This window comes from Streptosporangium sp. NPDC006013 (assembly GCF_040614275.1).
Taxonomy (GTDB): Bacteria; Actinomycetota; Actinomycetes; order Streptosporangiales; family Streptosporangiaceae; genus Streptosporangium.
Genome location: NZ_JBEXUE010000284.1, coordinates 1 through 13,143 on the forward strand (window position 1 = coordinate 1; position 13,143 = coordinate 13,143).

General features: G+C 71.5%; 12 protein-coding genes. 10 read left to right on the top strand and 2 right to left on the bottom strand.

Translation table 11 applies throughout. The features are described from left to right. Positions 1-2,157 (bottom strand): ExeM/NucH family extracellular endonuclease (locus tag ABZ260_RS33085; RefSeq protein WP_355625616.1); only part of this gene is annotated, 2,157 nt, incomplete at its 3' end. Between the two features lie 163 nt (positions 2,158-2,320). On the opposite strand from ABZ260_RS33085, the gene ABZ260_RS33090 reads away from it, so the two are divergent. Both ABZ260_RS33090 and ABZ260_RS33095 read left to right on the top strand, forming a co-directional pair. Further along, the gene (locus ABZ260_RS33090) at positions 2,321-3,382 is read left to right on the top strand and encodes a pentapeptide repeat-containing protein (protein ID WP_355625618.1); all 1,062 of its coding nucleotides are present in this window, start codon (positions 2,321-2,323) and stop codon (positions 3,380-3,382) included. 164 nt (positions 3,383-3,546) lie between these two features. Beyond that, positions 3,547-4,236, top strand: coding sequence for a permease prefix domain 1-containing protein (locus ABZ260_RS33095; RefSeq protein ID WP_355625620.1), 690 nt, complete (start codon positions 3,547-3,549; stop codon positions 4,234-4,236). Positions 4,237-4,255: 19 nt separating this feature from the next. Here ABZ260_RS33095 and ABZ260_RS33100 read toward each other — a convergent pair whose 3' ends face one another. After that, the gene (locus tag ABZ260_RS33100) at positions 4,256-4,585 is read right to left on the bottom strand and encodes a helix-turn-helix transcriptional regulator (protein WP_343966032.1); all 330 of its coding nucleotides are present in this window, start codon (positions 4,583-4,585) and stop codon (positions 4,256-4,258) included. 166 nt (positions 4,586-4,751) lie between these two features. Here ABZ260_RS33100 and ABZ260_RS33105 point away from each other — a divergent pair, with 166 nt between their 5' ends. The 8 genes from ABZ260_RS33105 to ABZ260_RS33140 all read left to right on the top strand — a co-directional run bounded on the left by ABZ260_RS33105 (position 4,752) and on the right by ABZ260_RS33140 (position 13,063). Continuing rightward, a complete protein-coding gene (locus tag ABZ260_RS33105; RefSeq protein ID WP_355625622.1) occupies positions 4,752-5,933 on the top strand; it encodes a cytochrome ubiquinol oxidase subunit I in 1,182 nt (393 codons plus the stop codon). 10 nt (positions 5,934-5,943) lie between these two features. Beyond that, positions 5,944-6,711, top strand: coding sequence for a cytochrome d ubiquinol oxidase subunit II (locus ABZ260_RS33110; RefSeq protein WP_355567960.1), 768 nt, complete (start codon positions 5,944-5,946; stop codon positions 6,709-6,711). 16 nt (positions 6,712-6,727) lie between these two features. Continuing rightward, a complete protein-coding gene (cydD, locus tag ABZ260_RS33115; protein WP_355625624.1) occupies positions 6,728-8,398 on the top strand; it encodes a thiol reductant ABC exporter subunit CydD in 1,671 nt (556 codons plus the stop codon). Further along, a complete protein-coding gene (gene cydC, locus ABZ260_RS33120) occupies positions 8,395-10,098 on the top strand; it encodes a thiol reductant ABC exporter subunit CydC (RefSeq protein WP_355625626.1) in 1,704 nt (567 codons plus the stop codon). Before cydD ends, cydC begins: the two co-directional genes overlap by 4 nt. Positions 10,099-10,358: 260 nt before the next feature. Next, positions 10,359-10,985: a hypothetical protein gene (locus ABZ260_RS33125; RefSeq protein ID WP_355625628.1), complete on the top strand. Its 627-nt coding sequence runs from the start codon at positions 10,359-10,361 to the stop codon at positions 10,983-10,985. Beyond that, a complete protein-coding gene (locus ABZ260_RS33130) occupies positions 10,982-11,302 on the top strand; it encodes a transcriptional regulator (RefSeq protein WP_355625630.1) in 321 nt (106 codons plus the stop codon). The genes ABZ260_RS33125 and ABZ260_RS33130 overlap by 4 nt, the downstream gene beginning before the upstream one ends. A gap of 27 nt (positions 11,303-11,329) precedes the next feature. Further along, the gene (locus tag ABZ260_RS33135) at positions 11,330-12,238 is read left to right on the top strand and encodes an ABC transporter ATP-binding protein (protein WP_355625632.1); all 909 of its coding nucleotides are present in this window, start codon (positions 11,330-11,332) and stop codon (positions 12,236-12,238) included. An 87-nt stretch (positions 12,239-12,325) separates the two neighbouring features. Then, positions 12,326-13,063, top strand: coding sequence for an ABC transporter permease (locus ABZ260_RS33140; RefSeq protein ID WP_355625634.1), 738 nt, complete (start codon positions 12,326-12,328; stop codon positions 13,061-13,063). The last annotated feature ends 80 nt before the right edge of the window (positions 13,064-13,143 follow it).

Below are 13,143 nucleotides of genomic sequence, written 5' to 3' on the forward strand. Positions count from 1 at the left end.
CTCGTACAGGTAGCTGTAGCGCAGCGGCTCGGGGACGAACCTCTTGGTCGTGCTGCTGAGGCCACCGGCCTCCAGGACGTCCATCGGGTCCTCCTCGCCGTAGGCGTTGAGGTCGCCGAGCACCATCGGGTTGGTCAGCTTCAGGTCCTTGATCAGACCCAGCGTGGCCTGTGCCTGGCGTACGCGCTCGCCGTTGTAGCAGCTCTGCCCGTCGCCCTGGTCGGCGTCGGGGCCCACGGCCTCCTCGTCGCAGCCCTTGGACTTGTAGTGGTTGACCAGCACGGTGAAGGACTTACCGCCCTGGACCCGGCGGAAGGTCTGGATCAGCGGGGGCCGCCGGAAGACCGGGTCGGTGGAGGACTGCGCCGCGCCCACCAGCTGGATCCTGGCCGGCTTGTAGATCATCGCCACCTGGATCACGTCGGTGCCCGGGTAGGGGTGGCTGAGCGCCGCGTAGGTACCCGCGCCGACCTCGGCGTTGAGCGCGTCGACCAGGGCCTGAATCGCGGTCTGGCCGTTGTTCTGGATCTCCATGAGGCCGACGACGTCGGCGTTGACCCCCTTGAGCGCGGCGACCAGCTTGGTGAGCTGGCGCTGCTGCTCCTCGGGACTGCTCGCGCCGCGCGAGCGGAGAGTGGTGAACCAGTTGAGTGCGTTGAAGCTGGCCACCTTGACGTTGCCGATGACCGGGAACGGGGCGGGCAGGCGCGGGTTGAGCGGCAGGAAGTTGAGCGGCTTGGTCGGCTGGAGCCGGTACTTGCCGAAGCCGTACCCCATGACGCCGGTGACGCCGAAGGCGGTGTCCCCCAGGCGGAGGCGCCGGTCGACATAGGGGATCGTCGGCGGGTTCTCCACCGTGGAGGCGTCGTCCACCAGCAGGCTACGCCGCGCGTTCTTGGCCGTGGTCACACCCGGCCGGTCGGTCGGCTGGAAGATGCGTCCCTCGGAGGAGACGGTGATCTCACCGTACCGGCCCAGGTTGTAGTGGTCACTGAGGGTGAGCGGCTCGGGGAAGGTGACGAGCATGTTCTCGACGGACTCGAAGGTCGTGCCCTCGGCGCGGGGCAGGCTCTGCTTGGCGGGCGCGATGGTGCCCGTGCCGCAGACGTCCACCGCGGTGACCGGTGACAGCTCGGTCCAGCCGTTGAACTCCACGACCCTGCCGGTGACCAGGACCCGGTCGCCGACCTTGACGTCCTTGAAGGAGCTGCGGGCGAAGGCGAACAGGCCCTCGGAGGTGGCCGGGTCGGCGTCCGGGGTCGGGTCCTGGAAGAAGAACCCGCTGAGCTGGCTCGTCTCCTGGAAGTCGGCGGTCACGATGCCCTCGACGCGGACGACCTGGCCGGCCAGCGGGCTGACGTCACCGCTGCCCTGCACCTGGGCGATCTGGTGGGTGACCGGGATCTCACACGGCTCCCCCGTCGGGGTGGGGGTCGGCGTGGGTTCCACGGTCGGGGTGGGGGTCGGGGTCGGCGTGGGCGTGGGCTCGACGTCGCCGCACGGCGCGGCGTCGGTGGCCCGGTTGCGCGGCGCGGGGGCCGCGGCCTCCACGTCGGCACCGTTGTCGTCGGTGTCGGCGCAGCCGTGGTCCTTGCGCAGCCCCGCCGTGGTGACCGAGAGCCCGGGGGCCGCGGTGCCCTCGAAGTAGTTGGCGGTGCCATAGCCGATCAGGTCGGCGATCAGCGCCGTCTGCTCCGGGGCGCACAGGACCGAGCCGCCGTTGCACGCCAGGCCCTGGGCCGAGCGGACAAGGGCCACCTTGCCCGCGGAGCCGCTCAGGTTGATCGTCCCGGTGCCGTCCGGGGCTGGCAGCGGTGAACCGTTGGCACCGCCGGCCAGTTGGAGGAGATGGTACTGACCTGGCGCGAGCGTACCCACCAGGGGGACGACCGGGTTGGCGGCGAAGTTTCCGGTGCCGGTGGCGCTGGCGTACTGGACGGACCAGCCGTCCAGTACCACGGGTGCGGCGCTGCGGTTGAACAGCTCGACATAGTCGTTGGTGAGTGGCGCGCCGGCACTACCGCCACCACCGTAGACCTGGCTGATGACGACGGTGCCCGGCTCCGCCAGGGCCGGGGATGAGGTGAGGGTCGCGACGCCGGTGGCGGCGAGGCCGACGGTCACGAGGGCGGCGAACGCCCGGGATAAAGCACGCATGACCGGGAGCGTAGAGCTGGATGGATTCCAGGACATCAACCCATAAGTGGATATAAGGCGAATTCAAGAATCTTGACACTTCATGTCTATCCAGCCCGGTCAGATATGGCTTTCCTTGACCTAGAAGTCGCTTGCCTCGGCGCCTGCGGGTATCACTGCGGTTATGAGAACTCTGGACATGGGTTGGGACACCTGCGCCGCCTCCCTGGAGTGCGCCGGATCCGCGCGGCAGCCCTACGGGCGCTGCCTGGCCCATCTGGACGCCACCGAACTCGACGAGGTCGTCCGCGGCCTCTCCCCCGGTTCCGCGATCGACCTGCGGGCCACCGTCGTCGGCCAGGACCTGCTGGAGCGGATCCTCTCCGCGACCCGCGGGCGCCTGGGCCGGGCTCGGTTCGACTGGGCGACCTTTCCCGAGAGCGTGCGGTTCTGCGACATCGTGTTCGGCGGGGACGTCTCCTTCGACCACGCGCGTTTCCAGCGCCTCGCCTCGTTCTTCAACGCCAGGTTCGCCCGCAACGTCTCCTTCAGGGAGGTCAGGTTCGATCGGGAACTCTCCCTGCACGGTGTCGCCATCACCGGGCACGCGGCCTTCGACCGGGTGTCCATCGACGGCGACGCGCTGTTCGGAGGAGCGCTTTTCGACCGGACCGCGTCCTTCGAGCAGGCCGACTTCCATGGTTTTGTCACCTTCGACGGCACCGGATTCACCGGCGACGCGACCCTGAGGGGCTGCAGGTTCCGCCGTACCGTGTCGTTTCGCAAGACGAGCTTCGGTGGGCTGGCCGGGTTCGACGGGGCACGCTTCTCGGCGGGCGGCTACCTGGCCCCGATCTCGGTCGGCCGCCACCTGACCCTCGCCGGGGCCTGGGCGGGCAAGGGTCTTGACGTGACCACCGGCGGATGCTCGGTGGACCTGCGGCGGCTGGAGGTGGGCGGGCGGCTGACCGTCCGGCTCGACAACGCGCGGGCCGACCTGGAGGGAGCGACCCTGCGCGGCCCGGCCACGGTGCGGGGCCGGGACGGCGCCCGGGTGACCTCGCTGCACGAGGTGGACGCCGAGCAGCTGGAACTCTCCGACCTGGACCTCAGCACCTGCCTCTTCACCGGAATGCGCCACCCCGAGGGTCTCCGGCTGAGCGGCTGCGCGCTCGCCGTCGTCCCGCGCAGACCATGGCCCCGGCTGCGCTGGTGGCCCCTGCGGCGCGCCCCGGACCACGGCTGAGATCCGCCCGCGGGAGGACCGTACGCCCCCACGGGATCCGAACGTGTGCCGGCTCCGGGTCTTCTCAGGGTGGTCCCCGATGCGGAGTCCCGGACGGGCGACCAGGATGGGAGACCCGTACCCTGAACGGGGATCGGGCCGCTGAAGAGCATCTGGAGAGCACCATGGCAGGCAGCGGGGTCATCGACGACTACGTGACCGGGCTCAGCCGCGCTCTCCGAGGTCCCAGGGGCCCCAGGCTTGACATGATCACCGAGGCCCGCGACAGCCTGCTCGACACCGCCGAGGCGCTGGAGGGCGACGGCCTGGGGCGCGAGGAGGCCGAACGGACCGCGGTCGAGGAGTTCGGGACGATCGGTGAGATCGCGCCGGGCTACCAGGAGGAGCTGTTCATCGCGGCGGGCCGCAGGCTGGCCGCCGTGCTGTTCCTCACCGTGCCGCTCACCACGGTCATGTGGAGCGTGATCTGGAAGATCTTTCCTGCCGCCCCGACGGCCTACGAGAGCAGCCCCGACTGGTTCGTCCCGGTCGCCCGGGGCCTGGACATCCTCCAGATGCTGATCGGCGTGCTCGGCGGGGTCGCGCTGTTCGCGCTGGGCCGGGGGCTGCGCAGAATCAGACGGCCCCGGCTCGTCACCCGCTTCCTCGGCCTGCTCGTCTGGGCGATGCTGCCGGTCATGCTCGCGCTGACCGGGGCACTGATGTTCGGCTCCAACGGGCCGGCCGACTTCGGCGACTACCTACCGGGAGTCGGTGCGGCGCTGGTGAGCCTCCTGTTCTGGGGCCTGCAGCTCTACGGCGCCTTCAAATGCCTGAGCCTCACCCGCCGCGGCCCCGTCCCCGCCTGCGCGTAGTCCCCGCCCCCGCCGGGGGTCAGCGGGTGGTCCGCGGCTCCAGGACGCTGCCGATGGCTCCGGCGAACCGCTGCCAGGCGGAGCGCTCGCCGGCGAGGGCCGTGCGCCCTGAGGAGGTCAGCCGGTAGGTGCGCCGCTTGCGCCCGCCCACCGTGGCCCACTCGCTGGCCAGATATCCCGCCTGCTCCAGCCGGCGCAGCGCCGGGTAGACCGTGCCCGTCGGCACGTTCAGCGCGCCGCCGCTGCGCGCCTGGAGCGCCTCGATGATCGCGTAGCCGTGCAGCGGTTCGTGCTCCAGCACGGAGAGCAGCAGGGCGTCCATGTGGCCGCGGAGCGCGTCGGTGTTCACGCGATCGCCTCCGCGGGCCGGGCGGATCCCTCGTCGCCGCACCCGGCGGCCCGTTCGCTTCGCTCACTCACGTCGTCAGCCTACCTTTCGCATAGGCACTCTACATGTAGGCGTCCTACATGTAGAGTGCCTACAGGTAGACAGGCATAACAACGGAGGTGAGAGTGTGGACGTGCTCGACCTGGCCCGGACGCAGTTCGCCGTGACGGGAAGTCTTCACTTCCTGTTCGTCGTGCTGACCCTGGGCCTGGCCCCCCTGATCGCGATCATGCACACCCGCTACGCCATCACCGGCAGACCGGTCCACGAGCGGGCGACCCGCTTCTGGGGCCAGATCTATGTGATCAACTACGCGCTCGGCATCCTCACCGGGCTGGTGATGGAGTTCCAGTTCGGCATGAACTGGAGTGGTCTCTCGCACTACGCCGGCGATGTCTTCGGGGCACCGCTCGCGATCGAGACGCTCGGCGCGTTCTTCCTGGAGTCCACCTTCCTGGGTCTGTGGATCTTCGGCTGGCACCGGCTGCCCAAATGGCTCCATCTGGCGTGCATCTGGGTGGTGACGCTGACCGCCTATGTCTCCGCTCTCTGGATCATGGTGGCCAACTCGTTCCTGCAGAACCCCGCCGGGGCCGTGGAACGGGACGGCCACCTGGTGCTGACCGACTTCGGCGCGCTGCTCACCAACCCGATGCTGACCATGGCGCTGCCGCATGTGCTCGGCGCGGGCCTGTGGACCGGTGGTTTCGTGATGCTGGGGGCCAGCGCGTACCAGCTGTTCAGGCGCACCGCCGAGCGGGAGTTCTTCACGAGCTCGCTCCGTACCGGAGTGATCGTCTCGCTGGTCGGCTCACTGATCACGGTCGGTTTCGGCTACGCGCAGTTCGGCCCGATCTCCCAGTTCCAGCCGGACAAGTTCGACGGCGCCCTGGCCGGCACCGGACTCGGCTTCATGATCATGATTGGTCAGCTGTTCCAGGCCCTCATCATGTTCGTGCTGGCGCCGACCGTGTACTGGCTGCCGCGCTGGCGCTGGGCGCACCCCCTGCTGATGGCGATGACCCCGCTGCCCTTCCTGGCGGCGATCCTCGGCTGGCTGACCAGGGAGTCGGGGCGGCAGCCCTGGATGATCAATGGCAGGCTCACCGTCGCCGACGCCATGTCCCCCGGGCTGACCTCGGGGATGGTCACCGTCTCGCTCATCGCCTTCGGCGGCGTGCTCGGCCTGCTCGCGCTCGTCGACTACCTGCTGATCGCCCGTACCGTACGACGCGGGCCCGCCGCCGCCACCCTCGGCGCGAGCGCCCCCGCCGACCCCAACGAGCGCGCGCACGCGCTCAGCTACTAGGGAGCCGATCGTGGACATCCTCTGGCTGGGCGTGTTCGCCCTCCTGCTGATCGGCTACTTCGCCCTGGAGGGCTTCGACATCGGGGTGGGCATGCTGCTGCCCGTGCTCGGCAGGACGCAACGGGACAGGGACGAGATCGTCACCGCCATGGCGCCGTTCGTCCTGGCGGGCGAGGTGTGGCTGGTGGCCGTGGCGGGCGTGCTGTTCGGCGCCTTCCCCGCGATCGAGGGAGAGGTGCTGTTCGGCCTCTACCCGCTGGTGGTGCTGCTGCTGGTGTCGTGGATCCTGCGCGACGCCGGGCTCTGGTTCCGCCGCCGTGCCGACGGGAGCGCATGGCGTACGACCTGGGACTGGGCGATCTGTGCCGGCTCCTGCGGCCTGGCACTGAGCTGGGGCATGGCACTGGTCGCGCTGGCCGGCGGCCTGTCGGGGCCGACGATCAGCCTGCTCGGGCTGGCGGGTGCCCTGGTGATGGCCGCGCTGTTCGCCCTGCACGGCTGGACGTTCCTCTCCTGGCGGCTGCCCGAGCGGATGACCGGGGCGCGCCGCACCGGGTGGGCGCTCCTGGGCTCGGCGTGCGCCGCGGCCGCGCCCGTCGCGGCGCTGCTCGCCGTGCTCGCCCCCTGGCTTCTGGACCATATGGCACCCGCCGGTACGTTAAGTGTGCTGAGTGTCATGATTCTGCCGTTCGCACCGATCATGGTGGGTGCGCAAGTATGGGTGTGGCGGGCGTTCGGCCCCGGGCGTGCCGCCGGCCGGGTTCCGTCGTTCTTCTGAGGTCTCTAGGGTTGGCATGCACAAGGATCTGGTACGGCTGGCGTTGGGTGAGCGGGCCGTCCGCCGTCATCTGGCCGTGTGCCTGGCCGCCGCCGTCCTGGCCGGGTTGCTCATCCTCCTCCAGGCTGAGCTGCTCGCCGGGGTGCTGTCCGGGCGGTTCGCGGCCCCGGCCCTGATCCTGCTGGCCCTGGTCGTCGGCGCCCGGGGGCTGCTCACCCTGGTGCAGGGAACGGCCGCCGGGCGGATGAGCGGCGGGGTGAAGTCCACCCTGCGCCACCGCCTGCTGGCGCGGCTGCAGGAAGCCGGCCCCGCCAGGCCGGCCTCGGTGCGTTCGGGAGAGCTGGTGACACTGACCGGCCGCGGTCTGGACGCCCTCGACCCCTATCTGTCGGGCTACCTGCCCGCGGTGGCTGTCGCGGGCGTCGTGCCGATCGCGGTGCTCGTCCGGCTTTTCACCGCCGACCTGGCCAGCGCGGTGATCGTGCTGTTCACTCTGCCGCTCATCCCGATCTTCGGGGCGCTGGTCGGCATGCACACCAAGGCCGTCACCGAACGCCAGTGGAGGGCCCTGTCCCGCCTCGGCGGGCACTTCCTGGACGTGGTCCGGGGCCTTCCCACGCTGCGTGCCTTCGGCCGGGCCCGCTACCAGGCCGAGGTGATCCAGCGGGTGGCCGACGCCCACCGGGTCGCGACGATGCGCACGCTGCGGGTGGCCTTCCTGTCCTCGCTGGTGCTGGAGCTGGCCGCGTCGCTCTCGCTGGCCCTGGTCGCCGTGCCGGTGGGCCTGCGGCTGCTGTCGGGCTCCCTTGACCTGTCGACCGCGCTGCTGGTCCTGCTCCTGGCGCCCGAGGCGTACCTGCCGCTGCGCAACATGGGCAGCAGGTTCCACGCGGCGATGGAGGGCGTCGCCGCCGCCGACGAGGCGTTCGCCGTGCTCGACGGCCACGCGGAGGCTCCGCGTGGCGCGCCCGCCACCGGGCACCCGGGCCCCGGAGCGACGACGGCGCCGGAGATCCGGCTGGAGCATGTCACGGTGCGCTACCCGGGCCGTGCGGAGGCCGCACTGGAGGACGTGTCACTGGTGATCGCCCCCGGCGAGCGAGTGGCCCTGGTCGGCGAGAGCGGCGCGGGCAAGAGCACCCTGCTCCACCTGCTGCTCGGCTTCGTCACCCCTGCCGAGGGCCGGGTGCTCGTCGACGGCGCCGAGATCGGCGACCACGACCCCTGGCGGGCGCGCCTGGCGTTCGTACCCCAGCGCCCGCACCTCTTCGCCACCTCGGTGGCCGACAACATCAGGCTCGGCGCCCCCGGCGCGACGATCGACGAGGTCAGGGCCGCGGCACGGGCCGCGCAGGCGGAGGAGTTCATCCTGGCGCTGCCCGAGGGCTACGACACGGTGCTCGGCGAGCGCGGGACGAACCTGTCTGCCGGGCAGCGGCAGCGGGTCGCGCTCGCCCGCGCGTTCTGCCGCCCGGGAGCCGGACTACTCCTGCTGGACGAGCCGACCGCACGGCTCGACGGCCGCAGCGAGAGCGCTGTCGTCAGCGCGACCCGCGACCTCGCCGAGGGCCGCACCGCCGTGATCGTCGCCCACCGGCCCGCGATGATCGAGCTGGCCGACCGGGTGATCCGGATCGCCGACGGCCGCGTGGTGGCCGGGACGCGAGAGGAGATCGCCTCCCCATGACCGATGTCAACGAGGTCCCGGCAGGCAGGACGCGCGGGCGGATGACCCTTGCCGTGGCGGCGGGGGCGGCGGCCGAGCTGGCCGGGCTCGGGCTGATCGGGTCCGCCGGGTGGCTCATCACCAGGGCCGCCGAACAGCCGCCGCTGGCGGCACTGAGCGTGGCGATCGTCGGGGTCAGGGCGTTCGCGACGACCAAGGGGGTCTTCCGGTACGGGGAGCGGCTGGCCGGACACGACGTGGCGCTGCGAGCCCAGGCGACGACCAGGGAGCGGCTCTACCAGGCGCTCATCCCCGCACGACCGCTGAACCAGCGGGGGGCCGACCTGCTCAGCCGCATGGTCGACGACACCGACGCGGTGCAGGACCTGCTCGTACGGTGCCTGCTTCCCGCCGCCGCGGCGCTGATCACCGGTGTGGCCGCGATGGTGATCGGGCTGTTCCTGCTCCCGGCCGCGGCGCTGGTGCTGCTGGCCGGGCTGCTGGTGGCCGGGGTACTGATCCCCGCGGGCACGGCCACCGCCGCACGGCGCTGGTCGGCGCGGATCGCCCCCGCACGGGCCGACCTGGCGGCCCGGGTCGCCGACCTGGTGCACGGCGCGGCCGACCTGGCCGCCTACGGGGCGAACGAGCGGGCTCTGGCCGCCGCCGCCGAGGCCGACACCCGGCTGGCGGCGCTGGAGCGCCGGCAGGCACGGGCGAACGCGGTGGCCTCCGCCCTGGGCGTGCTCACCCAGGGCCTGACCGTGGCGGCGATCGTCCTGGTGGCGCAGAACTCCGGGGCGGGCTCCGTGGCCACCGCGGTGCTCGCGCTGACCTCGCTGGTCTCCTTCGAGCCGGTGCTGCCGATGGCCTCGGCCGCCGAGCGGCTGACCGGGGTGCTCGCCGCCCTGCGCCGCCTGCGGGAGGTCGGCGCGACCGCTCCGGCGGTGGCGGAGCCGGCCACCGCGGTCGAGGTGCCCGCCGGGGCGCCGACCATTGAGATCAAGGACCTGGTGGTCCGGCACGGCGCCGGCCGTGCCCCCGCGCTGGACGGGGTCAGCCTCACCCTCACTCCCGGCAGGCGGGTCGCCCTGGTCGGCCCCAGCGGTGCCGGCAAGAGCACCCTGCTGTCCGCCCTGATGCGCCTGGTCGAGCCCGAGTCGGGGACGATCAGGGTCAGCGGGGTGGACGTCCGGGAACTGGCGTCCGACGACGTCCGGCGGGTGATGACCGGGCTGACGCAGGACCCGTACGTGTTCCAGGCCACGGTACGGGACAACCTGCGGCTGGCGGGCCCCGAGGCCTCGGACGAGGAGCTCACCGAGGCCCTGCGGCGGGCGCGCCTGGAACGCTGGGTGGAGCGGACCGGCTGGGACGCCGTCCTCGGGGAGGACGGGCGGACGGTGTCCGGTGGGCAGCTGCAGCGGCTGGCACTGGCCCGGGCGCTGCTGAACGACCCTCCGGTGCTGCTGCTGGACGAGCCCGCCGAAGCACTGGACGAGACGACGGCGGATGCGCTCATGGCCGACCTGCTGGATGCCACCCGCGGCCACACGACGCTGCTCGTCACCCACCGCCTGCGCGGGCTGGAGCGGGTGGACGAGATCGTCGTGCTGGAGAACGGCTCGGTGACGCAGCGGGGCAGCCACCAGGAGCTGGTCTCCTCCCCCGGCTACTACCGCGACCTGTGGCACTCCGAGGCACTGACCGCCGCCCGGTGACACCCATCGGGGTGGACGCGACCTTCGGGCGACCACCCCGCACCGCCCTCGGCACGGCCGGACGGCGCTGTGCGGTCCGAGACGTGCCCGGGTTCACCGGCATCGTGAAACGGACCGTTTGACCATACCGACCGCCCCTGCCGGCGAGCCGTCACGATGCCGATGAGCACTTTCCGGTTGAGTTGACACGGCAATGTGGTTTACAGTGCAAACCAGAGAGTTTGCGATGCAAACCAGTTTGAATCTTGAAGAGGATTGCCGTGGACGACGCCGAACGGAAACTGAGCCCGCAGGAGACCCTCCGGCTGATCGAGCAGCAGGGCTCGGCGGCGGCCAACCGGCTCACCCCCGACCCGGTGCCGCACTACCTGGCATGGGGAGTCGCCTGGCTGGTGGGATATAGCGCGTTGTTCCTCCACCACGGCCTGTCCGGCACGCCGTACGCGCCGATCCCCTTCCCCCTGGTGCTGGCGCTGCTGTTCGGGTCGATGCTGGCGGCGACGCTGGTCAGCGCGCTGACCATCTGGCAGCTGGGCAGCCCGGTGCGGGGCGCGTCCCAGCAGCGCGGCACGATGTACGGCCTCGCCTGGTTTTTTGGCACCCTCGCCGTCTGGGTGGCCGGGATACGGTTCGCCCCGCAGCTTCCCTCCGCGGAAGGCAGCCTGCTGTGGGCGAGCCTGTCGATGACGGTGGTCGCCGTCCTCTACATGGCGGGCGGAGCCATCTGGCTCCTCCGCTCGATGTTCGTCTTCGGCGCGGGGCTGGCCGTGCTCAACGCGATCGGCACGGTGGCCGGGCCTGGCTGGCACGCCCTGCTGATGTCGCTGGGCGCGGGAGGCGGATCCATCGCCGCCGGACTGCTGCTCCGCCGGAGCGCCGGACGGTGACCCCCGAACTCGACCCGGTGATCCACGCGCAGGCCCGGCTGCGGGTGGTCGTCACGCTCAACACCCTGGGTGATGGGGACCGGATCACCTTTCCTGGACTGAGGGACCTCCTCGGGATGACGGCGGGGAACCTGTCGGCACACCTCAGCAAGCTGGAGGAGGCCGGCTACGTGGAGATCGTCAAGACCCACCGGGGCCGCACCCCGGTCACCTACGTCGCACTCACCCGCCGCGGGCGCCTCGCCTTCGAGGACTACACGGCGACGATCCACCGGTTACTGAACCCGGCCACGACACCACCCACCGACGACCGCTGACCCCACCAGCCGAGAAAGAAGGCCCCCATGCCAGACCAGCCGATGAGACCGGCAGCGGAGATCGTGGCGCGTGCCCTCGGGGTCACCCGACGCTACGGGGACGTGCTCGCGCTCGACGACCTCTCCCTCGACATCCACGCCGGCGAACTGGTCGGCCTGCTCGGCCCCAACGGCGCGGGCAAGTCCACCCTGATCAACCTCTTCGTGGGGCTGCGCAGGCCCAGCTCAGGCCGGGTCGAGCTGCTGGGCGGCTCCCCCACCGACCCCGCGCGGCGGCTCGGCATCGGCGTCACCCCGCAGGAGACCGGACTGCCGGCGGCCCTGCGGGTCGGCGAGGTGGTGGACTTCGTCGCCGCCCACTACCCGCGCAGTGTCGACCGGGGGGCACTACTGGAGCGGTTCGCCCTGACCGGGCTGGAGCGCCGCCAGGTCGGCGGGCTGTCGGGCGGGCAGAAGCGGCGGCTCGCGGTGGCGCTGGCGTTCGTCGGAGAGCCCCGGATGGTCTTCCTGGACGAGCCGACCACCGGACTGGACGTCGAGGCCCGCCGGGCGCTGTGGGACGGCATCAGACACTTCCACGCCGGCGGTGGCACCGTCGTTCTGACCAGCCACTACCTGGAGGAGATCGAGGCGCTGGCCGAGCGGGTCGTGGTCATCGGGCAGGGCCGTGTGCTCACCGACGGAACCACGGCGGAGGTACGGGGCATCGCCGGCGTCCGCCGCGTCACCCTGACCGCCGGCGACCTGGCCGGGCTGCCCGGCATCCTGCGGACGGAACGGGAGGGCACCCGGACCCACCTGCTCACCACCGACGCGGACGCCCTGGTCCGCGCCCTGGTCCGGGCCGAGATCCCCTTCTCCGATCTGGAGATCCAAGCCACCTCTCTGGAGGAGGCGTTCCTCACCATCACCGCCCGCCAGTCCCGGGCCGCCTGAACCCTCGCCTCCGGAGCTCACGGATTCCCGTCCGGCGCCTCAGCGGGAGGCGACACGACTCATCCAGTCTTCTCGGGAGGATCACCCATGTCGCTTCTTCTCACCCATGCCCGGTACCAGCTCATGGAGACCGTCCGGGTACCGATCGCAGTGATCGGGAACGGCTTCTTCCCCGCCGCCTCGATGCTCTTCTTCGTGGTGCCGTTCGCCGGGGACCATCCCGTCGGGGCCACGTTGGCCACCGCGTCGATGCTGGTCTTCGCGGTGATGTCCAGTGCCTTGTTCACCCACGGTCTGGGCATCGCCGAGGACCGCGCCCAGCCCTGGGACCCCTACACCCGTACCCTTCCCGCGGGCCCCTGGCCGAGGTTCGGTGCCCGGATCCTCAACGCGCTGGCCATGACGACGATCGGGATCGTGCCGGTGCTGCTGGTGGCCGCGCTGCTCACCGAGGCCGTCGTGACCCCGGCGCGGCTGCTGCTCGGCCTTGGCGCCCTAGTGGTCGCCTCGGTCCCGTTCCAGCTCCTGGGCCTGTTCATCGGCTACGCGCTGCCCGCCAAGGCCGCGATGGCGGTGGTGCAGCTGACGCTGTTCCCGATGGCGGTGGGTGGAGGACTGTTCATGAATCCGCTGGACGCGCCGGCGTTCATCGAGCTGGTCGCGCCCTTCCTGCCCAGCCGGGGCGCGGTCCAGCTGGTCTGGGCCGCGCTCGGCCACGGCACCCCCGAGACGCTGTCGGTGGTCATGTTCGGCCTCTGGACCCTGGTGGCCGGAGCCCTGGCCGTGTGGGCCTACCGGCGTGACGAGGGCCGCCGCTTCACCTGAGCCCCACGAACGGGTGGTGCCGCCGGGCGCTGATGCTGCGAGAGTCGCTGCAGCGCTGGGTCGGCACGGCGGTCATCGGT